18 protein-coding genes are annotated in these 20,675 nt (G+C 76.3%); 12 read left to right on the top strand and 6 right to left on the bottom strand.

Annotation, left to right across the window (positions count from 1 at the left end):
• Positions 1 to 112 precede the first annotated feature (112 nt).
• Both ACI797_RS14585 and ACI797_RS14580 read left to right on the top strand, forming a co-directional pair.
• The gene (locus tag ACI797_RS14585) at positions 113 to 4,747 is read left to right on the top strand and encodes a cation-translocating P-type ATPase (protein ID WP_456859407.1); all 4,635 of its coding nucleotides are present in this window, start codon (positions 113 to 115) and stop codon (positions 4,745 to 4,747) included.
• Between the two features lie 51 nt (positions 4,748 to 4,798).
• The gene (locus ACI797_RS14580) at positions 4,799 to 5,590 is read left to right on the top strand and encodes a hypothetical protein (RefSeq protein WP_456859405.1); all 792 of its coding nucleotides are present in this window, start codon (positions 4,799 to 4,801) and stop codon (positions 5,588 to 5,590) included.
• A 31-nt stretch (positions 5,591 to 5,621) separates the two neighbouring features.
• Here the strand turns inward: ACI797_RS14580 and ACI797_RS14575 are convergent, their stop codons facing one another.
• The 3 genes from ACI797_RS14575 to ACI797_RS14565 are packed head-to-tail and all read right to left on the bottom strand — an operon-like array spanning position 5,622 to position 7,994.
• Entirely contained in the window at positions 5,622 to 6,875 is a 1,254-nt protein-coding gene (locus ACI797_RS14575) for an RNA polymerase sigma factor (protein WP_456859404.1), read from the bottom strand.
• A 24-nt stretch (positions 6,876 to 6,899) separates the two neighbouring features.
• On the bottom strand, positions 6,900 to 7,271 hold the full coding sequence (locus ACI797_RS14570; protein WP_456859402.1) for a YciI family protein: 372 nt from the start codon (positions 7,269 to 7,271) through the stop codon (positions 6,900 to 6,902).
• Between the two features lie 45 nt (positions 7,272 to 7,316).
• Positions 7,317 to 7,994: a DUF998 domain-containing protein gene (locus ACI797_RS14565; protein WP_456859401.1), complete on the bottom strand. Its 678-nt coding sequence runs from the start codon at positions 7,992 to 7,994 to the stop codon at positions 7,317 to 7,319.
• Between the two features lie 296 nt (positions 7,995 to 8,290).
• Here ACI797_RS14565 and ACI797_RS14560 point away from each other — a divergent pair, with 296 nt between their 5' ends.
• Genes ACI797_RS14560 through ACI797_RS14550 form a run of 3 tightly spaced genes read left to right on the top strand, consistent with a single transcriptional unit; the run spans position 8,291 to position 9,285 of the window.
• On the top strand, positions 8,291 to 8,485 hold the full coding sequence (locus tag ACI797_RS14560; RefSeq protein ID WP_456859400.1) for a hypothetical protein: 195 nt from the start codon (positions 8,291 to 8,293) through the stop codon (positions 8,483 to 8,485).
• Between the two features lie 41 nt (positions 8,486 to 8,526).
• Complete coding sequence (locus tag ACI797_RS14555; RefSeq protein ID WP_456859398.1) at positions 8,527 to 8,922, top strand: TFIIB-type zinc ribbon-containing protein; 396 nt, start codon at positions 8,527 to 8,529, stop codon at positions 8,920 to 8,922.
• Between the two features lie 12 nt (positions 8,923 to 8,934).
• Complete coding sequence (locus ACI797_RS14550) at positions 8,935 to 9,285, top strand: UBP-type zinc finger domain-containing protein (RefSeq protein ID WP_456859397.1); 351 nt, start codon at positions 8,935 to 8,937, stop codon at positions 9,283 to 9,285.
• Here ACI797_RS14550 and ACI797_RS14545 read toward each other — a convergent pair.
• Positions 9,221 to 10,699, bottom strand: a complete 1,479-nt coding sequence (locus tag ACI797_RS14545) for an ATP-binding protein (protein WP_456859396.1) — start codon at positions 10,697 to 10,699, stop codon at positions 9,221 to 9,223. The two genes, ACI797_RS14550 and ACI797_RS14545, sit on opposite strands and share 65 nt — an antisense overlap.
• A complete protein-coding gene (locus ACI797_RS14540; RefSeq protein ID WP_456859394.1) occupies positions 10,696 to 12,351 on the bottom strand; it encodes an FAD-dependent oxidoreductase in 1,656 nt (551 codons plus the stop codon). Before ACI797_RS14540 ends, ACI797_RS14545 begins: the two co-directional genes overlap by 4 nt.
• Before the next feature lie 105 nt (positions 12,352 to 12,456).
• Here ACI797_RS14540 and ACI797_RS14535 point away from each other — a divergent pair, with 105 nt between their 5' ends.
• Genes ACI797_RS14535 through ACI797_RS14520 form a run of 4 tightly spaced genes read left to right on the top strand, consistent with a single transcriptional unit; the run spans position 12,457 to position 15,569 of the window.
• Positions 12,457 to 13,833: an FAD-dependent oxidoreductase gene (locus ACI797_RS14535; RefSeq protein WP_456859393.1), complete on the top strand. Its 1,377-nt coding sequence runs from the start codon at positions 12,457 to 12,459 to the stop codon at positions 13,831 to 13,833.
• Position 13,834: 1 nt separating this feature from the next.
• Entirely contained in the window at positions 13,835 to 14,542 is a 708-nt protein-coding gene (locus ACI797_RS14530) for a GDSL-type esterase/lipase family protein (protein WP_456859392.1), read from the top strand.
• An 11-nt stretch (positions 14,543 to 14,553) separates the two neighbouring features.
• Complete coding sequence (locus ACI797_RS14525) at positions 14,554 to 15,078, top strand: gamma carbonic anhydrase family protein (protein ID WP_456859391.1); 525 nt, start codon at positions 14,554 to 14,556, stop codon at positions 15,076 to 15,078.
• Positions 15,075 to 15,569: a DsbA family protein gene (locus ACI797_RS14520; protein WP_456859390.1), complete on the top strand. Its 495-nt coding sequence runs from the start codon at positions 15,075 to 15,077 to the stop codon at positions 15,567 to 15,569. The genes ACI797_RS14525 and ACI797_RS14520 overlap by 4 nt, the downstream gene beginning before the upstream one ends.
• A gap of 24 nt (positions 15,570 to 15,593) precedes the next feature.
• On the opposite strand, the gene nhaA is transcribed toward ACI797_RS14520, so the two are convergent.
• Entirely contained in the window at positions 15,594 to 16,997 is a 1,404-nt protein-coding gene (gene nhaA, locus ACI797_RS14515) for a Na+/H+ antiporter NhaA (protein WP_456859389.1), read from the bottom strand.
• A 143-nt stretch (positions 16,998 to 17,140) separates the two neighbouring features.
• Here nhaA and ACI797_RS14510 point away from each other — a divergent pair, with 143 nt between their 5' ends.
• From ACI797_RS14510 to ACI797_RS14500, 3 genes are read left to right on the top strand one after another with little or no spacing between them, the layout of a single operon-like run.
• On the top strand, positions 17,141 to 17,926 hold the full coding sequence (locus tag ACI797_RS14510; RefSeq protein WP_456859388.1) for a cyclase family protein: 786 nt from the start codon (positions 17,141 to 17,143) through the stop codon (positions 17,924 to 17,926).
• A 13-nt stretch (positions 17,927 to 17,939) separates the two neighbouring features.
• The gene (locus ACI797_RS14505; protein WP_456859387.1) at positions 17,940 to 19,574 is read left to right on the top strand and encodes a thiamine pyrophosphate-binding protein; all 1,635 of its coding nucleotides are present in this window, start codon (positions 17,940 to 17,942) and stop codon (positions 19,572 to 19,574) included.
• 52 nt (positions 19,575 to 19,626) lie between these two features.
• Positions 19,627 to 20,658 (top strand): ion channel, encoded by a 1,032-nt coding sequence (locus tag ACI797_RS14500; RefSeq protein WP_456859386.1) that lies wholly within the window; start codon positions 19,627 to 19,629, stop codon positions 20,656 to 20,658.
• The last annotated feature ends 17 nt before the right edge of the window (positions 20,659 to 20,675 follow it).

Below are 20,675 nucleotides of genomic sequence, written 5' to 3'. Positions count from 1 at the left end.
TCGTGGGGTGCACCCTGCCGCGCCGGCCGGGGGGCGGTAAAGGGGTGCGCCCCACCGGGTGGCGGAACGCGATCGGGCGTACGGTCGGCGCACGACCGTTAAGGGGACGCCGGTGGCGCTGTCGAGCCGCATCGCTCCCGTCCGCGGGGTGCTGCGGACGGCCGCCGGGCTGGCCACCGGCGGCGCGGCGCTCGCGCTCGCCCCCGCCGTCGTCACCGCGGGGCTGCTCGGCGACACCGCGCGGGCCGGCGCGCGCACCGCCCGCTCCGTCGTCGAGTCCGCGACCCGCCGGGTCGGCACGGTCCTCACCGGCGCCGACCCGATGCCCGACGGGCACGTGCACTCCCTCGTCGACGCGGCCCGGGCGATGGTCGAGCCCCCGACCACCCGGCACACGCCGCGGGTGTGGGCCGACCGCGGGCACGTGCAGGTGGAGCTCTGCGCCCCGGCGGCCGAGGAGGCGCCGCAGGTGCGCCGCTCGCTGCGGCAGGCGCTGGAGAAGCTCGACGGCGTCTCGTGGGCCACGGTGAACGACGTCGCCGGCCGCGTGCTGGTCGCGATCGACGACCGCCGGGTGGGGGTGGGGGACGTCGTCGCGGTGGTGTCCGCCGTCGAGCAGGCCCGCGGGGCGAAGCAGCTCTACCCCCTGCGCGAGGACCACCCCGCCGACCTCGAGCCGGTGCTGGCCGCGTGGCTGAGCGCAGCGGTCGACGTGGCCGCCCTGGTCGTCGCCGCCACCGCGAAGCGGCTGCCGATCCCCGCGCTCACCCGGCACGCGACGCTCGCCGTGGCGCTGCTCGACAGCCAGGAGTGGATCAAGACCCGGCTCACCGACCGGGTCGGCCCGCTCGGCACCGACCTGGTCTTCACCGGCACCAGCGCGCTGCTGCACGCCATGACCCAGAGCCCGACCGTGCCCGCCCTCAACGCGGCGGCCGCGGTGCAGGAGGCGCTGGAGATGCGCGCCCGCCGGCAGGTGTGGCAGCGCCGCGAGCACGAGCTGTGCGGGCCCGGGCCCGAGCCGGCCGACGACGACGAGGTGCCCGCGCCGGGCCAGCGCCCGCGCCCGCTGCCGCCCGGCCCGATCGAGCGGTACAAGGCCCGCCTGGGCCCGACGGAGCTGGTCTCGGCGCTGGCGCTGCTGCCGCTCACCCGGCGCCCCGGGCGGTCGGCCGACCTGATGAAGGCGCTCACCCCCAAGGCGGCGTCCCAGGGGCGCGAGTCGTTCGCGGCCACGCTCGACCTGCTGCTGTGCCGCCGCGGCGTGCTGCCCATGGACGGCGCGGCGTACCGGCGGCTGGACCGGATCGACGCCGTCGTCGTCGACGGCGACGCGCTGTGCACCGGGCCGCCGGTGGTGCTGGACGCGACCACCGACGACCGGGCCGCGGCCGACGGCTGGGACGACGCCGCGGTGTGGTCGGCCGCCGCGCGCCTGCTGCGCGCCCCCGATGACGAGCAGGTCGCCCGCGACGGCCGGCCGCTGCGGCTGGGGCCGCCGCGCCCCGGCGAGCTGCCCGGCGGCGAGCGGCGCACCCTGCTCGAGGGCCGGCGGCGGGTCGGCGAGGTCACCGTGAGCGCCGAGCTGGACCCGCACGCCGAGGCGCTGCTGACCGCCGCCGGCCGGGCGGGGCACCGGCTGGTCCTCTCCGCGCACGCCGGCAGCCGGGAGGTCGCCGGCATGGCCGACGAGGTCGCCGACGCGGGCGAGCCGCTGGTGGAGACCGTCCGCCGGCTGCAGGCCGACGGCCGCGGCGTGCTGCTGGTCTCGGCCGCCGACGGGCCCGCGCTGCTGGCCGCCGACGTCGCCGTGGCCCCGGTGCCGCCGGGACGGGCGCCGGCGTGGGGCGCCGACCTCGTGACCGGCGCCGGCCTGGTCGACGCCTGCGGCCTGGTCGCCGCGACCGCGGACGCCCGCACCGTCAGCCGGCGGGCGGTGGAGAGCGCGCTGACCGGCAACGTGCTCGGTGCCCTGCTCGCCGCGGTGGGCAGCGCCGCCTACGGGCAGCGCAAGGCGACCACGCCGGGCAAGTCGGCCACCGTGGTCACGATGGCCAGCGGCACGTGGACGGCGTACCGCGTGGCGAACCGCCCACCACCGCCACCGAGCGTGCACACGCCCTGGCACGCGCTCGACCCCGACGACGTGCAGCGGCGCCTCGCCGACCTGCCCGAGCCGCGGGAGGAGCACCCGTCGCCGGTGCCGGAGCCGCTGCGCCGGCTCGCCGCCCGGCCGGCCCTGCGCACCCCGCTGCGGTACGCGCGCACCGTCGCCGCCGAGCTGAGCGACCCGCTGACCCCCGTGCTGGGCACCGGGGCGGCGGCGACGGCGCTGCTCGGCGAGGCCACCGACGCCGTCCTGGTGGGCAGCGTGACGGTGGCCAACGCGCTGGTCAGCGGGCTGCAGCGGCTGCGGGCGGAGAGCACGCTGGAGTCGCTGCTGCTCGAGCAGGACGTCTGCGTGCGCCGGGAGACCGACGGCGGCACCGAGGAGGTGCCCGGCAGCGCGGTGCGGCTGGGGGACGTGCTGCGGGTCGAGGCCGGCGACGTGCTGGCCGCCGACGCCCGGCTGCTGGAGGCGACCGACCTCGAGGTCGACGAGTCCAACCTGACCGGCGAGTCGCTCGCGGTGGCCAAGTCGGTGCCGGCCACGCCGGGGGCCGAGGTGGGCGACCGCACCTGCATGCTCTTCGACGGCACGACGGTGGTGGCCGGGTCGGGGCGGGCGGTCGTCGTCGCTGTCGGCCAGGCCACCCAGGCCGGTCGCGCGACGCGGGCGGCAGGTGCGGCGGCGCCGCCCGCCGGCGTGCAGGCGCGGCTGGGCGAGCTGACCCGCAAGGTGCTGCCGCTGACCCTCGCCGGCGGTGCCGCGGTCACCGCGCTCGGCGTGCTCTGGCGCCGGCCGCTGCGCGACGCCGTCCGCGACGGGGTCGCCGTCGCCGTCGCCGCCGTCCCCGAGGGGCTGCCGCTGGTGGCCACCGTGGCGCAGCAGGCCGCCGCCCAGCGGCTGTCCCGGCGGGGCGCGGTGGTCCGGTCGGCCCGCGTGCTGGAGGCGCTGGGGCGGGTCGACACCGTCTGCTTCGACAAGACCGGCACGCTCACCGAGAACCGGCTGGCGGTCACCCGGCTGGTGCCGTGCGACGGCCTCGACGAGGAGGGCCTGCTCCGGCTGGCCGCCGCCGGCATGGGCACCGGCGACGACGCCGCGCACGAGACCGACCGGGCGGTGCTCGAGGCAGCGCGCGACCGCGGCGTGCTGCCCGCCGACGAGCCCACGGCGAGCCTGCCGTTCGCGGCCGGGCGCGGGTTCTCGGCGGCGCTGCGCGACGGCCGGCTGGTGGTCAAGGGCGCGCCCGAGGTGGTGCTGCGCCGGTGCGGCGCGGCCGACGAGGTGCGCGACCGCGTGCAGGGCCTGGCGGCCGAGGGGCTGCGGGTGCTGGCCGTGGCCGACCGCGAGCTGGACGGCGCGCCCGAGGACCTGCAGGAGGCGGTCGACGGGCTGACGCTGCGCGGGCTGGTCGCGCTCGCCGACACCCTGCGCGGCTCCTCGGTGGCGGCCGTCGAGCAGCTGCGCGCGGCCGGCGTGCGGGTGCTGGTGGCCACCGGCGACCACCCCGAGACGGCCGGCGCGATCGCCGCGCAGGCCGGCATCCCCGACGCCGACCGGGTGGTGACCGGCGGGCAGCTGGCCCGGGCGTCGGACGCCGAGCGGACGCGGATGGTGCAGCAGGCCGCCGTCTTCGCCCGGCTCTCCCCGGAGCAGAAGGTGCTGCTCGTCGGCGCGCTGCGCCGGACCGGGGCGACGCTGGCGATGACCGGCGACGGGGTGAACGACGCCGCGGCGATCCGGCTGGCCGACGTCGGCGTGGGGGTGTCCGGCGCCGAGTCACCCGCCGCCCGCACCGCGGCCGACCTCGTGCTCACCGACCTCGACCTCACCCGGCTGGTCGACGCGATCGCCGAGGGCCGGGCCATGTGGTCGCGGGTCCGCGACGCGGTGTCGATCCTGGTGGGCGGCAACGCCGGCGAGGTCTCCTTCACCGTCCTGGGGACGGCGTTCGGCGGTCGGGCGCCGCTGAACACCCGCCAGCTGCTCCTGGTCAACCTGCTCACCGACATGTTCCCGGCGCTGGCGGTCGCGGTCGCCCGGCCGCGCACGGCCGGTGGGGACGACGGCGAGGGACCGCTGGCCGGGCACCCGCTGGCCGAGGTGCTCCGCGCCGGTCCGCACCGCGACTTCACCCAGGAGCTGCGCCGGATCGTGCTGGTGCGCGGCGCGGCCACCGCCAGCGGCGCGACCGGCGCGTGGGCGGTCGGACGGCTGACCGGGCTGCGCGGGCGGGCCGGCACCATGGGGCTGGCCGCGCTGATCGCCACCCAGCTCGGGCAGACCGCGTGGATGGGCCGGCGCAGCCCGCTGGTGCTGGCCACCGCCGCCGGCTCGCTCGTCGTCCTCGGCGTCGCCGTCCAGACGCCGGGCGTCTCGCGGTTCTTCGGCTGCACGCCGCTGGACCCGCTGTCGTGGGCTGTCGTCCTCGCCTCGGCGGCGGCCGGCACCGCCGGCGCCGAGGTGGTGCCGGCCCTCCTGCACCGCCACCGGAACGGAGGAACGCAGATGACCGAGCCCGAGCCCACCCCCGACCGGGCCGAGGGCGCCGACGAGCAGGAGCGCGACGTCCGCCACGCCGGCGGCGGCCGCACCGCCGGCGAGACCGCGGTCGACGACGACCTCGGCCGCGGCGACTAGCGCACCGCCCCGGCCCTTGTCCGCGGTCCCCGACGGGGACACCCTCGACACGTGGACGGGTCCGAGGAGAGGACGCGCCGGGCGCAGCAGCAGCGCCGAGCCGAGCACGCCGCCGAGCGCCTCCGGGAGGACATCCGGCGGCTCCAGCAGCAGCTGGGCCGCGGGGCCGAGGCGGTGGCCGCGACCGAGGGCGGCGTCGCCGCCACGAACCTCTCCCTCGCGGAACGGGCCCTGCGGGAGGGGCGCCTGGAGGACGCGCGGGGGTTGCTGAGCGAGGCCGCGGCGGCGCTGCGGGCCGTCGAGCACGAGCGGCTGCGGGCGGACCGCTGGCCGGCGGACGCCGCACGGGCCGAGCACTGGCGGATGGCGGCCGGCCGGGCGCAGGAGGACGCGGCCCGGCGTCGTGAGCGGGCCGCCCGGCACCGGGACGAGGCGGCCCTGAGCCGTGAGCAGGCCGCGCAGCAGCGCGACGAGGTGGCCGCCGCGCGCGACCAGCGGGCCAGGGAGCGGGCCCTGGCCGCCGAGCACCGGGAGGTGGCTGCGGCCGAGCGCCGGGCCGAGCAGGCGAGGCGGACCGCTCGGGCCGCCGCGGCCGGCGGCGCGGTGGGCGACGAGGACCAGCAGCAGGCGATCGACGCCGAGGTCGACGCGAGCTACCGCGGCTGGGACGCGGACGACGTGGCGCGGGCCGATGCCGACCGGGCGGCCGACGCGGCGGACCGCCGCGCGGCGGAGCAGGACCGCCTGGGGGCGGAGCGGGACCGTGCGGCCGCCCGGGCCGACCGCGAGCAGGACCGGCGCGACCGGGCCTCGGCCGCCGCGGAGCCCGACCGTCCCTCCTGACGCCGGACCGGCGCGGCCCGGTCCCCGGCCGCTAGGGCGCCGCGGCGCGCGACTCGTACAACGCCCGCTCGCGCTCGTTGCGGGCGAGCCGGGCCGCCCGCCGGAACTCCGCGGCGGCCTCCTCGGTGCGGCCGAGCCGGGCCAGCAGGTCGCCGCGGACCGCGGGCAGCGGGGCGTGGTCGGCCAGCGCGTCGGGGGCCAGCGAGTCGACGACGGCCAGTCCGGCGGCCGGGCCGTCCGCGTAGCCGACCGCGACCGCGCGGTTCAGCTCGACCACCGGGTTCGGCCACAGGTGCGCGAGCACGGTGTAGAGGTCGGCGATCCGCCGCCAGTCGGTGTCCGCGGGCCGCGCCGCCCGTGCGTGGCAGGCGGCGATCTCGGCCTGCAGCGTGTACGGCCCGACGGGCCGGCCGGTGGAGCCGGCCCGCTCCAGCGCGGCCAGTCCGCGCCGCACGAGCAGCCGGTCCCACCGCGTACGGTCCTGGTCGGCCAGCAGGACGGCGGCCCCGTCCGGACCGGTCCGCGCCGGCAGCCGCGACGCCTGCAGCTCCATCAGCGCCACGAGCCCGTGCACCTCCGGCTCCTCGGGGAGCAGGCCGGCGAGCACGCGGCCCAGGCGCACCGCCTCCGCGCACAGCGCCGGGCGCACCCAGTGCTCGCCGGCGGTGGCGGCGTGGCCCTCGGTGAACATCAGGTAGACCACCTCGAGCACGGCGGAGAGCCGCTGCGGCCACTCGGCGGCCGGCGGCAGCTCCACCGGGACACCGCGCAGCGTCCGCTTGGCGCGGGAGATCCGCTGGGCGACCGTGGCCTCGGAGACCAGGAACGAGCGGGCGATCTCGGCGGTGGACAGCCCGCCGAGGCAGCGCAGCGTGAGCGCGACGCGGCTCTCCAGCGTCAGCGCCGGGGAGCACGCGGTGAAGACCAGGCGGAGCACGTCGTCCCCGACGTGGTCGTCGAGCGCGTCGTCGGCCTCGGCCTCGGCCGACTGCTCGCGCACCTCGACGTCCCGGCCGAGGGCCGCCAGCTTGGTGGCGTGCACGGCCCGGCGGCGGGCGGCGTCGACGGCGCGGTTGCGCGCGGTGGTCATGAGCCAGCCGCCCGGGTTGGGCGGCACCCCGGTGCGGGGCCACTGCTCGAGCGCGGTCACCAGCGCGTCCTGCGCGTACTCCTCGGCCAGCCCGACGTCCTGGGTGATCCGGGCCAGCGCGGCGACGAGGCGGGCCGACTCGATCCGCCACACCGCCTCGACCGCACCTGCGGTGGCCGCCGGCCGCGCTCCCACGACCGGCAGCCAACCACCACGGGCTCAGGCGGGCGGCGCCAGGTCCTCCGGACCGAACACCTTGAGGACGTCGACGGTTGCCTCGTAGCCCGGCCAGTGCTGCCGGTGGAGGTCGAGGAAGCGCCGGCCCCACTCGACCGCCTCCTCCTTCGACCGCACCTCGTAGACCGCGTAGCTGACGACCTCGCGGGCCTCGGCGAACGGCCCGTCGCTGACGATCAGCTCACCCCCGGTCAGCTCCACCCGGGCGCCGGCCGCGCCGGGGACGAGCCCGCCCATGTCCACCAGGGCGCCGGACCCGGTGGCCTGCTGACCGAGCCGGGCGATCGCCTCCATCAGCTCCGGGGGCGGCGGGGTGCTGGGCTGGGCGGCGCGCAGCAGGGTCAGGTAGCGCATCTCGATCTCCTCCTGTGTCGGGGTGGCACTCTGCCGGACGGCGGGTCAGCGGGTGGTGGCGCGGTAGCGGTCGACGGCCACCGCGGCCAGCCAGGCCCAGGTCAGGACGACGGCGGCGGTGAAGCCGAGGGTGCCGGCGGTGCTGCCGCCGCTCGCGGCCATGCCGGCGAACCCGGCGAGCAGGACGATCCCGACGACGCGCGAGACGGTGCTGCTGCGGCGCCGTCCCTCGGCGGCGTACCGGCGGGCGAGCAGGAAGCAGGCCGCGGCCAGGCAGGAGAACCCGACGGCACCGGCGGCCAGGTGCGTCGTGCCGTGCCAGGTCACCTCGCCGACGCCGTCGGGCGTGCCGGCCGGGAAGCCGAGGGCCGGGTCGGCGCGGAAGAGCCCCGCGGCCACCAGGCTCGCGCCGTAGGCACCCACGAGCCGCGGTGCCCACCTCGCCCCGGGCCCGCCGGCGAGGGAGCGGCGGACGCCGACGGCGAAGGCGACCACCATCGCCCCGGTCACGACCAGGTTGGTGACCTGGATCCAGCCCAGCGGGCCGTTGGCGAGCAGGCTCCACGCGTGGCGGCGGAGGTCGAAGCCCTCGCGGGTCACGGCCTGCGCCAGCGAGACGGTGACGTACAGCGGGCCGGCGAGGGCGCCGTAGCCCAGCAGCGAACGGGTGACGGCCGTCCGCGGGTCGCAGGCGGTCGTGCGGGCGGCGGTGGTGGCGGTCATGCGTCGGTCCTCCGGGTGGCGCGGGCCGGTCGTTCCGGCCCGTCGCCCCTCCACGAACGGGAGCCGCCCGCTTCGACATCGGCGGCGGAGAATTTTTCCGCTCACCGCGACCACGGCGACGCGCGGCGCCACCTCGGACGACGGCGGGCCCGCCGGGGCTCGGCGCCGACCCTGCGCCGGGCACGGTCACGGTTGTGCTCGTAGGGTCTGAGGTCATCGGCCCACCGGCCGGGGCCGCCTGCCACGGCACCCGCCACCACCCGGCCGAGCCCGTTGCCCGATCCCGGAGACCGTTGGTGCACCCGAACGCCGAAGGCCGTCAGTTCGACACGCTCAGCCGCTTCCTCGCCGCTGACCCCCACATCGCCGCGATCCTCCGCGCGGCCGAGCGCCGCGCGCGGCGGCAGCGCTTCTGGCGCCGCCAGGCCCCGGTGTTCGTCGCCTGGCGCGAGCGGCGCCGCTACGCGCGGTTCCTGGCCCAGGGCGCCTGAGCCCAGGAACTCCGGACCGCGGTCCGGCCGTTTGGGCGGGCATGGATCTCACCTGCCCGAAGTGCCACGGCCCGATGCGCACCTACGAGCGCAACGGCGTCCACGTCGACCAGTGCGCCGACTGCCGGGGGATCTTCCTCGACCGGGGTGAGCTGGAGCGGCTGATCGACGCCGAGAACGCGTGGCACGGCGACAACCCGTCGTCCGCGCACCCGCCGTCCTCGACCCACTCGTCGCACTCGTCGTCGCACTCGTCGTCGCACTCGGGGCACGCCGCGACGGCCGGCGGGCTCGGCGCCGTCGTCAACGAGGTGCTCAACGCGACCAAGCACAAGTCGCACAGCTCGTCGGGCCACGGCTACGACCAGTACGGCCGGCCGTACGGCCACGGGCACCCGAAGCGCAAGAAGTCCTTCCTCGACCAGCTCTTCGACTGATCCACTGAGAGGGTGACCGCGACGACCCCCGGCATCGACCCGTCCGTCCCGCCGTCCGGCAACGGCTGCCTGGAGTGCGAGCAGTCCGGTGGCTGGTGGTTCCACCTGCGCCGGTGCGCGCAGTGCGGGCACATCGGCTGCTGCGACTCCTCGCCGGCGCAGCACGCCAGCGCGCACGCCCGGGCGTCGGGGCACCCGGTGGTGCGCAGCTTCGAGCCGGGCGAGAGCTGGTTCTGGGACTACACCCGCAGCACGTACGCCCAGGGGCCCGAGCTGCTGCCGCCGGCGTCGCGGCCGGTCAACCAGCCGGCGCCGGGTCCCCTGGGCCGGGTGCCGGCGGACTGGCGGGAACGGCTGCACTGACCGGCTCGGTCAGCGGCAGCAGCACCCGGAACCGGGTGTCCCCCGGGCGGGAGGTGACCCGCAGGTCGCCGCCGTGCCGGTTGACCACGATGCGGTAGGACATGTCGAGGCCCAGGCCGGTGCCCTCGCCGACCGCCTTGGTCGTGAAGAACGGCTCGAACACCCGTCGCTGGAGCTCCTCGGGGATGCCGTGGCCGGTGTCGCAGACGTCGACGAAGGCGCAGTCGGCGTCGCGGCCCGTGCGCAGGGTGAGCGTGCCGCGGTCGCCCATCGCGTCGAGGGCGTTGACGATCAGGTTGGTCCACACCTGGTTCAGCTCCGCCGGGTAGCCCGGCACCAGCGGCAGCGAGCGGTCGTACTCCTTGACGACGGTGATGCCGCCGCCGACCTTGGCGCTGAGCATGACCAGGGTGGCGTCCAGCCCGGCGTGCAGGTCGGCGTCCTGGTGCGGTGTGCGGTCGAGGTTGGAGTACTGCTTGGCGGCGTTGACCAGACCGGAGATCCGGCTGGTGCTCTCCCGGATCTCACCCAGCAGCATCTCGGTCTCGACCGTGTAGGCCAGCCAGCGCAGCGCGGGCTCCAGGAAGCCGGGGTCGACGGCGTCGGCGACCTTCTCCAGGTCCGCGGGGCCCAGGCCGGCGGGGACGAAGACCGCGGCCAGCTCCCACGGCCCGTTGACCTCGTGGTCCTCCAGCCACTCGCCGAGCACGTCCTCGCGGTCGGAGCGCTCCAGCGCCGAGAGCTCCTCGGCCTGCTGGAGGTTCGCGACGAAGGTCTCCTGCAGGTCGGTCAGCGCCCGCAGCACCCGGCCGTCGATCTTCCCGGAGGCCAGCATCGCCAGCTTGTGCCGCATGCCGGCGAACCGGTCGCGCAGCGACGCGGTGGCCCGGGCGGCCGCCGCGGCGGGGTTGTTCAGCTCGTGCGTCAGCCCGGCGGTCAGCTTGCCCAGCGCCAGCAGCCGCTCCCGCTGGCCGACCAGCTCGTTGGTGTTGCGGGTGCCGACGAACAGGCCCTGCAGCAGGTGGGTCGCCATGGGGAACCAGCCGCGGAAGACCGTGCCGAACTCGACGGCCGGCAGCGCGAGGAACCGGGAGTCGGTGACGGCGCGCACGGTCGCCGGGTAGCGCTGGTCGATCTGGTCGCCGAAGTAGAACTGGACGGCGCCGGAGTAGACGCCCGGGCTGCTGGTGCGGATCGTCTCCACCTCGTCGGCGCCCACCCGCCGCGACATGGTCATCGTGCCCTCGAGCAGCACGTAGAAGCACTCCGCCGGCTCGCCCTCCGCCGACACGACCGCCCCGGCCGGGTAGTCGACGACGTCCCCGGCCCCGGCCACCCAGGCCAGCTGCTCGTCGTCGAGGTCCTCGAAGAGGAACAGCCGGCGCAGCTCCGCCGGCTCGAGGTGGGTGCTCATCGCTCCTCCAGGTACCGGTGCACCAGGGTGACCGCCATGGCGCCCTCGCCGACCGCGGAGGCCACCCGCTTGACCGACTCCGCCCGCACGTCGCCGGCCACGAAGACGCCGGGCAGGCTGCTCTCCAGGAAGTAGGGGTCGCGGTCCAGCGGCCAGCCGGCCGGCCGGCCGCCGTCGGCCAGCAGCGCCGGGCCGGTGGGGATGAAGCCGTTGGCGTCGCGGGCGACGACGCCGTCGAGCCACTCGGTGTGCGGCGCGGCGCCGATGAAGACGAACAGGTGGTCGGCGGCCCGCTTCTCCTCGGTGCCGTCGAGGTGGCGCAGGGTCAGGTGCTCGAGGTGCTCGTCGCCGTGCGCCTCGGCGACCGTCGTGCAAGTGCGGACGACGATGTTCTCGATCGCCGCGATCTGCTCGATCAGGTAGTGCGACATCGAGGCCTCCAGCGACGGCCCGCGCACCAGCAGGTGCACGGACCTGGCGTGCCGGGAGAAGAACACCGCGGCCTGCCCGGCGGAGTTGGCGCCGCCGACGATGAACACGTCCTGGTCCTTGCAGTTGGCGGCCTCGGTCATGGCGGAGCCGTAGTAGACGCCCCGGCCGGTGAGCTCGGCGCAGCCGGGCGCGCCGAGGGTCCGCCAGAAGACGCCGGTGGCCAGGACGACGGCGTGCGCGGCGATGCTGCTGCCGTCGTCGAAGTGCACCGTCCGCGAGGAGCCGGTGACCTCCAGGGCGACGACGTCGCGCGCGGTGACCAGCTCGGCGCCGAACTTGGTGGCCTGCCGCCGGGCGCGGTCGGCCAGCTGGGCGCCGGAGACGCCGTCGGGGAAGCCGAGGTAGTTCTCGATCCGGCTGCTCTGCCCGGCCTGGCCGCCGGTGGCCCGCTTCTCCACCAGCACCGTGCGCAGGCCCTCGCTGGCGCCGTACACCGCGGCGCCCAGCCCCGCCGGGCCGCCGCCGACGACCACCAGGTCGTAGAAGTCGGTGCGGGGCTCGACGTCGAGGCCGACCGCCGCGCCGAGCTCGGCCGGACCGGGGGAGCGCAGCACCTGCCCGGTCGGCGTGACGACCACCGGGACGTCGGCGGGGGTGGCGTCGGCCGCCTCCAGCAGCCGCTGCCCCTCGGCCTCCTCGACGCTGTACCAGCGGTAGGGGACGGCGTTGCGGGCCAGGAAGTCGCGCGCCTTGAACGACGGCGCCGACCACCGGTGGCCGACGATCCGCACGTCCTCGACGGCGGCGTCCTTGCTCTCCTTCCAGGCCTGGATCATCGCGTCGACGACCGGGTAGAGCTTCTCCTCGACCGGCTCCCACGGCTTGAGCAGGTAGTGGTCGACGTCGACGAGGTTGATCGCCTGGATGGCCGCGTCGGTGTCGGCGTAGGCGGTGAGCAACGCCCGCCGGGCCCGCGGGAAGACGTCCATCGCCTTCTCGAGGAACTCGATGCCGTTCATCTGCGGCATCCGGTAGTCGGCCAGCAGCACGGCCACGGCGTCGCCGCGCAGCTTCAGCTCGCGCAGCGCCTCCAGGCCCTCGGCGGCCGAGCCGGCGCGCAGCACCCGGAAGTCCTCGCCGTAGTGCCGGCGCAGGTCGCGGGCCACCGCCCGCGACACGCCCGGGTCGTCGTCCACGCTCAGCAGCACAGGTTTGCCCACGCCTCCATCCTCGCCGGGGCACGCGCCCGGCCGGAACCCCCTTTCCGGAACCGCCTCCGCATGTTCGCCGGGCGGGTGGTGGGAGCGTGACCTAGCGTCCGCGACGTGAGCGGCCGGCTGGTGGTGATCGGAGGGGACGCCGCGGGGGGCAGCGCGGCGTCGCAGGCGAAGAAGCGGCGCCCGGACCTCGAGGTGGTGGTGTTCGAGCGCGGCCGCGCGACGTCGTACTCCGCGTGCGGCATCCCGTACTGGATCGCCGGGGCGGTCGAGAGCGAGGCCGCGCTGGTCGCGCGCACGCCGGAGGAGCACCGGGCGCGGGGCATCGACGTCCGGATGCGCACCGAGGTGGTCGGCATCGACCTGGACCGCCGCGTCGTCCACTGGCGGGAGCTCGACGGCGGGGGAGAGGGTACCGAGCCGTTCGACGACCTGGTGCACGCCACCGGCAGCGTGCCCATGCGCCCGCCGGTGCCGGGCATCGACGCCGCCGGCGTGTACGGGGTGCAGACCCTCGACGACGGCGTGGCCCTGCGCGCCGAGCTCGACAGCGGCCGGGTGCGCCGGGTGGTGGTGATCGGCGGCGGCTACATCGGCCTGGAGATCGCCGAGGCCTGCCGGATCCGCGGGCTCGAGGTCACCGTCGTCGACAGGTCGCCCACGCCGGTGGGCACCTTCGACCCCGACGTCGGCGCGTTCATCGCCGACGCCGTCCGCGGGGAGGACGTCGAGCTGGTGCTCGCCGACGGCGTCGCCGCCCTCGAGGCCGGCCCCGACGGGCGGGTGCGCGCCGTGGTGACCGGGAGCGGGCGCGAGCTGCCCGCCGACCTCGTCGTCCTCGGGCTGGGGGTCCGGCCGGACGTGCGGCTGGCCCGCGAGGCCGGCATCCCGCTGGGCGTCTCCGGCGGCATCGCCGTCGACGCCCGCATGCGCACCCAGATCGAGGGCGTGTGGGCGGCGGGGGACTGCGTGGAGTCGTGGCACCGGCTCTCCGGGCAGCGCGTCGTCGTCGCGCTGGGCACGCACGCCAACAAGCAGGGCCGGGTGGCCGGCATCAACATCGGCGGCGGGTACGCGACGTTCCCGGGTGTCATCGGCACCGCGATCACCAAGATCTGCGACACCGAGGTGGCGCGCACCGGGCTGTCGACGGCGGAGGCCGAGTCCGCCGGCTACTCGTTCGTCACCGCCGTCGTCGACTCCACGACGAGGGCCGGCTACTTCCCCGGGGCCTCGCCGATCCGGGTCAAGATGATCGCCGAGCGGCGCAGCGGGCGGCTGCTGGGCGCGCAGATCGTCGGCAAGCAGGCGGCGGCCAAGCGGATCGACGCGCTGGCCATCTGCATCTGGAACGAGATGACCGTCGACGAGATCCTGTCGCTGGACCTGTCCTACGCCCCGCCCTTCTCGCCGGTGTGGGACCCGGTGCTCATCGCCGCGCGCAAGGCCTTCGAGGCGGTCGAGGCCGACGTCCGGGAGCTGTGAGGTGGTCGCCGCCTACGTCGCCCTGGGCGACTCCATCTCCATCGACGACTACGCCGGTGGCCCCGGGCGCGGCGGCGCGAGCCTGCTGCACCGCAACCGCGACGACGACTTCCCCGACTGGCGCGGCCGCGACCTCGTCTCGGCCGACCCGGCGGCGGCCTTCGACCTGCTGGCCACCGACGGGGCGACCACGGCCACGGTGCTCGGGCGCCAGCTGCCCCGGCTGGGCGCGCTGGGGATGCGGCCCGACCTCGTCACCCTGACGGTGGGCGGCAACGACCTGCTCGGCGCCTACGGCGACACCCCTGCCGCGCGGGCGGTCGTGCGGCGGGTGCGGGCGGACGTCGACCGGGTGCTCGGCACCGTCGCCGCCCGGCTCGCCGACGGCGGGCGGGTGCTGGTCGGCACCGTGTACGACCCCAGCGACGGCACCGGCGACACCGCGCGCCTCGGCCTGCCGCCGTGGCCGGACGGCGTCGCGCTGATCGGCGAGCTCAACGCGGCGCTGCGGGAGGTGGCGGCCGCGCACGGGGCCGGCGTCGCGGAGATCGCCGAGGAGTTCGCCGGCCACGGCGTGCGCGCCGGCGACCCGGCGCGGCCCGACCCGCGGCCGGGGTCGCGGGACCTGTGGTTCTGCTCGGTGATCGAGCCGAACGCGTGGGGGGCCGGTGGGGTGCGGTCGGCGTTCTGGCGGGCGCTGCAGACCTAGGCTGCGGAGCCATGCCGCTGTTCTCCTTCGAAGGCCGCAAGCCGCAGGTCCACCCCGACGCGTGGATCGCGCCCACCGCGACGCTGGTGGGCGACGTCGTCGTCGAGGCGGGGGCCTCGGTCTGGTACGGCGCGGTGCTGCGCGCCGACTTCGGCCGCATCGTCGTCCGGGAGGGCGCGAACATCCAGGACAACTCCGTGCTGCACGGCGGCGACGACCCGGAGACCGAGGTCGGTCCCGGCGCCACGATCGGCCACACCTGCGTCGTCCACGGGGCGGTCATCGGCGCCGAGGCGCTGATCGGCAACGGGGCCACGGTGCAGGACGGCGCCCGCGTCGGCGCCCGCGCGCTGATCGGCGCCGGCAGCCTGGTGCCGCCCGGCGCCGAGATCCCCGACGAGGTGCTGGCGCTCGGCGCGCCGGCCCAGGTGCGCGGCCCGCTGTCGACGGGCGCGCGGCGCTGGGTCGACCACAACCCGGCGATCTACCAGGAGCTGGCGCGGCGGCACGCGGCGGGCGTGGAGGAGGTCGGGTGACCACCGGCTACGACCCCGACCGGCACCTCTACGGCGACCCGGCGGCGCCGATCCGCGTCGTCGAGTACGGCGACTTCGAGTGCCCGTACTGCCGCGACGCCGCGCCGCACCTGAAGAAGCTGGTGGACGGCTCCGACGGCCGGGTCGCGCTGGTCTTCCGGCACTTCCCGCTGTTCACCGTGCACCCGTTCGCGCTCACGGCGGCGCTGGCGGCCGAGGCGTCGGGCGACCGGTTCTGGCAGATGCACGACCTGCTGTTCGCCAACCAGGACCGGCTCACCGACACCGACCTCGCCGGCTACGGCGGGCAGATCGGGGCGGCCGACGTGGTGGGCGAGCCGGCGCAGGCGTTCCGGCCCGCCGTCGAGGCCGACTACCGGTCGGGGGTGCAGAACGGCGTCCGCGGGACGCCCACGCTGTTCGTCGACGGCCAGCGCTACACCGGCCGGGCGAAGCTCGGCGACCTGCGCAGCGCCCTCGGCCTCGACTGACCGGCGGCGCCGCTCTCGCGGCGGTCAGGCGGGGGCGAGGGTGGGGTCGCGCCAGGGGCCGACGGGCAGCTCCGGGGGCTCCTCGTCGTCCTCGACCGTGCACAGCGGCAGCCGCTCGCCGAGGTAGCGCAGCAGCAGCGAGCCGACCACGGCCGACAGCAGCGACCCGGCCAGGACGCCGATCTTCGCCTCCTGGCGCAGCAGCTCGTCGGTGAACGCCAGGTCGGTGATGAACAGCGAGATGGTGAACCCGATCCCGGCCAGCACCGCGCCGCCGATGAGGTGGCCGTAGCGCACGCGGCCGGGCAGGTCGCCCCAGCCGAACCGCAACGCCATCCCGGCCGCCAGCGAGATGCCGAAGGCGTTGCCGACCAGCAGGGCCACCACGATGCCGATCGACACCCCGGAGCTCAGCGCGGCCGACAGCGTCTCGCCGTCGAGCACCACCCCGGCGTTGGCCAGGCCGAACACCGGGACGACGAGGTAGGCGCTGACCGGGTGCAGCTCGTTCTGCAGCCGGTCGTTGGCCGGCACGGTCGCCCGGACGGCGGCGGAGGCCAGCCGGGCACGGGCCGGGTCGGCCCGCTCCTTGAGCGCCTTCCCGTAGAACTTCAGCCGCTCCCACTGCGCGTCCTCCACCGGCGCCGCGGGCACGATGAGACCCACGAGGACGCCGGCCAGGGTGGCGTGCACGCCGGAGGCGAAGACCGCGCACCACAGCGCCAGCCCCACCACCAGGTACGGCGCCAGCCGCCACACCCCGGCCCAGCGCATCGCCAGCAGCAGCGCCGTGAGCAGGGCAGAGGCGACCAGGGCGGGCACGGAGACGTCGTCGGTGTAGAAGATCGCCATCACGCCGATGGCGCCGATGTCGTCGACGATCGCCAGCGTCAGCAGGAACAGCCGCAGCTGGTCGGGGCAGCGCGGGCCGAAGAGGGCGAGGATGCCGATCAGGAACGCGGTGTCGGTGGAGATGGGGATGCCCCAGCCCATGGCCGCCTCACCCGAGGGCGCGAACGCCAGGTAGATCAGCGCCGGCAGGGCCAGCCCGCCGAGGGCCCCGAGCGCCGGCACGATCACCCGGCGGCGGTCGCGCAGCTCCCCGACGGTCACCTCGCGGCTGATCTCCAGGCCGACGACGAGGAAGAAGAGGGCCATGGCCCCGTCGTTGACCACGTGCCGCAGGTCCATCGACGCCGTCCAGTCGTCGATGCGGACGGCGACCTCGGTGTGCCAGAAGTCCTCGTACGAGTCGCCCAGGTTGGCCCAGACGAGCGCGATCACCGCGGCGACCAGCAGCAGGACGGCGCTGCCGGCCTCGTTGGCCAGGAACCGGCCGAAGCTGGCCGAGCGGTAGGGGACCGGCATGCTGATGCGCAGCGACGGCCCGGGGCGGGACGGGGCCGGCAGGACCTGCTCAGTGCTCAACGGGCACCCTTTCGACAGCGGCTTCCGTACGGCCGCGACCGTGCCCCGCTGCACGGGTCGACCTGGTGCGTGCCAAGTCGTCGCGGTGCCAGGATCTTCCCCCGCCGGACCCGGCGCTCTCCAGTGACGGCCGCGGATGCGACATGCTGCAGCGCATGTCGCTGCTGTCCACCGTTGCCGACGCCCTCACCAGCGGGCGCGTCGGGATCGTCGACCTCACCGCCCCGCTGTCGGCCGAGACGCCGATCATCCAGCTGCCGCCGCAGTTCGCCCAGACCGCGCGCTTCGAGCTGGAGGAGCTCAGCCGCTACGACGACCGCGGGCCGGCCTGGTACTGGAACAACTTCCGCACCGGCGAGCACACCGGCACGCACTTCGACGCGCCCAACCACTGGGTGACCGGCAAGGACGGCGACGACGTCGCCTCGGTGCCGCCGTACCGGCTGGTCGGGCCGGCCGTCGTCCTCGACTTCTCGCAGCAGGCCGCCGAGGACCCCGACTTCCTGCTGGAGGTGGAGCACGTCCGGGCGTGGGAGGCCGAGCACGGGCCGCTGCCGGAGGGCGGCTGGCTGCTCTACCGCACCGGCTGGGACGCGCGCTCGGCGTCGCAGGCCGACTTCCTCAACGCCGACGACACCGGCCCGCACACGCCGGGCATCTCACCGGACTGCGCGCGCTGGCTCGGCCAGGAGGCGCCGATCCTCGGCCTGGGCGTGGAGACCGTCGGCACCGACGCCGGGGCGGCGCACTCCTTCGACCCGCCGTTCCCGTGCCACGCCGCGCTCATGGGCAGCGGCAAGTACGGGTTGACCCAGCTGCAGAACCTGGCCGCGCTGCCGCCCACCGGCGCGCTGCTGATCGCCGCTCCGCTGCCGATCGTCACCGGTTCGGGCGCGCCGGCGCGGGTGCTGGCGCTGGTCGAGCGCTGACGGGGGCTCCCCGGTGAACGTCTCGGAGGCCGTCGGCGCCGCACTGGTCCGGTGCGGCGTGGGGCAGGTCTTCGGCGTCGTCGGCTCGGGCAACTTCGCCGTCACCAACGCGATGGTGGCGGCGGGCGCCCGGTTCGTCGCCGCCCGCCACGAGGGCGGCGCGGCGACGATGGCCGACGCCTACGCGCGGCTGTCCGGGGGCGTGGCCGCGGTGACCCTGCACCAGGGCTGCGGGCTGACCAACGCGATGACCGGCCTGACCGAGGCCGCCAAGAGCCGCACGCCGCTCGTCGTCCTGGCCGCGGAGGCGACCTCGCCGCGGTCGAACTTCGCCGTCGACCAGGCGGCGCTGGCCACCGCGGTGGGCGCGGTGCCGATGCGGGTCAGCTCGGCCGGCGCGGCGGTCGCCCAGGCGGCGGTCGCGGTGGCCACCGCGCTGCACGAGCGGCGGGTGGTGCTGCTCAACCTGCCGCTGGACGTCCAGGGCGAGGCGGCGCCGGACCTGCCGATGCCGACGCTGCCGGCCGCGCCGCCGAGCGGGCCGGTGGACGCCGCCGACGTCGACCGGCTGGTGCAGGCGCTCACGGCGGCGCGGCGCCCGGTGTTCGTCGCCGGCCGGGGCGCCCGCGGGGCCGGCGTCCGGCGGGCGCTGGAGGAGCTGGCCGAGCGCTGCGGCGCGCTGCTGGCCACGTCGGCGGTGGCCAAGGGGCTGTTCGCGGGCAACCCGTGGTCGCTGGACGTCTCCGGCGGCTTCGCCTCGCCGCTGGCCGCGGAGCTCATCGGCCGCGCCGACCTGATCGTGGGCTGGGGCTGCGCGCTGAACATGTGGACCATGCGGCACGGCCGGCTGATCGCCGACGACGCCGTCGTCGTGCAGGTCGACCTGGAGCCCGACGCGCTGGGAGCCCAGCGGCCGATCACCTTCGGCGTCGTCGGCGACGTGCGCCAGGTGGCCGTCGCCGCGGCCGGGGCGGTGGGGGAGACGCGGGAGGGCTACCGGACGCACGCCGTGCGGGCGGGGCTCGACGACCGGATCCGCTGGCGCGACGAGCCGTTCGAGGACGCCGGGGGCGACGGGTTCGTCGACCCGCGGGCGCTGACCATCGCGCTGGACGACCTGCTGCCGGCCGAGCGCGTCGTGGCGGTCGACTCGGGCAACTTCATGGGCTACCCGAGCATGTTCCTGGGGGTGCCCGACGAGTTCGGGTTCTGCTTCACGCAGGCCTTCCAGTCGGTCGGGCTGGGCCTGGCGACGGCGATCGGCGCCGCGCTCGCGCAGCCCGGCCGGCTGCCGGTGGCGGCGCTCGGCGACGGCGGGGCGCTGATGGGGGCCGCGGAGCTGGAGACCGTCGTCCGGCTGGGCCTGCCGATGGTGGTGGTCGTCTACGACGACGCGGCGTACGGCGCCGAGGTGCACCACTTCGGCCCGGCCGGCGCCGCCCTGGACACGGTGCGCTTCCCGGAGACCGACTTCGCCGCGATCGCCCGCGGCTACGGCTTCGACGCGCTCACCGCGCGGACCGTGCGCGACCTGCTGCCGCTGGCCGAGTGGCTCGCCGGGCCGCGCGACCGGCCGCTGCTGATCGACGCCAAGGTGACGCGGGACGAGCCGTCGTGGTGGCTGGAGGAGGCCTTCCGCGGCCACTGAGCCGACGCCGCCGGGTAGGTTGCCCCGGACGTCCGCCCTGGTAGGAGAGCCGATGCCGTTCCTGCTGTACCGCCTGTCGCGTTTCGTGCGGCTCCGGCTGCGCGGCTGGCGGCTGCCGCTGGTCGTGGCGGTCGGCGTGTTCCTGACCAGCTGGCTGCTGATGTGGCTGGTCGAGCCGGCCGGCAGCGGCATCACCGCACCCGGCACCTACTGGTGGTACTTCGTCGTCACGGCCGCCACCGTCGGCTACGGCGACCAGTTCCCGGTCTCCACCGCGGGCCGGGCGGTCGGCACGTTCGTGATCGTCGGCGGCATCGTCACGCTCACCCTGCTGTTCACCCAGCTGGCCACCGCGCTGCAGTCGGTGCGGGGCCGGCGCCTGAGAGGAGTGGTCGCGCTGGACCTCCGGGACCACGTCGTCCTGCTGGGCTACACCCCCGGACGGAGCGAACGGATCATCGCCGAGCTGACCGCGGAGGGCGGGTGCCAGGTCGCGCTGTGCGCGTGGGACGACGTCGCGGAGAACCCGGTGCCCGACCAGGGCGACGTCCACTTCGTGCGCGGCGACCTCACGCACGAGGACGTGATGACCCGGGCCTGCGTCGACCGGGCCCGGACGGCGATCGTCGACGCCCGCGACGACAACGAGGCCCTCGCCGTCGCGGTGGCCGTCGACCACGCCAACCCGGGGATCCACCTCGTCGTGGCGCTGCGCGACCTCGGTCGGCGGGACAACCTCCGCTACGTCAACGCCGGCGTGCAGGTGGTGCAGTGGCACATGCCGTTCCTGCTGTCGGAGGAGGCGGCCGACCCCGGGCTGACCCAGGTCTACAACGACCTGATGAGCAGCGGCGGCCACGGGAACACCTACTCGCTGCGGGTGCCGCGCGGCTTCCCGGCCACCACCTACGGCGACGCGCAGACCTTCCTCGGGCAGACGTTCGGGGCCACCGTCCTCGCCCAGCGCGTCGAGGGCGACCTGGTGGTCAGCCCGCCGTGGGAGACGCCGGTGCCCGAGGGCGCCACGCTCTACTACGTCGCCCGCGAGCGCATCGACGTGGACCGGCTGGGCGCCCGCCGCTGACGCTGGGCGTTCTCCCG

It is taken from the genome of Geodermatophilus sp. SYSU D00691, assembly GCF_054050275.1.
This window is presented reverse-complemented; position numbering and strand designations above follow the sequence as displayed.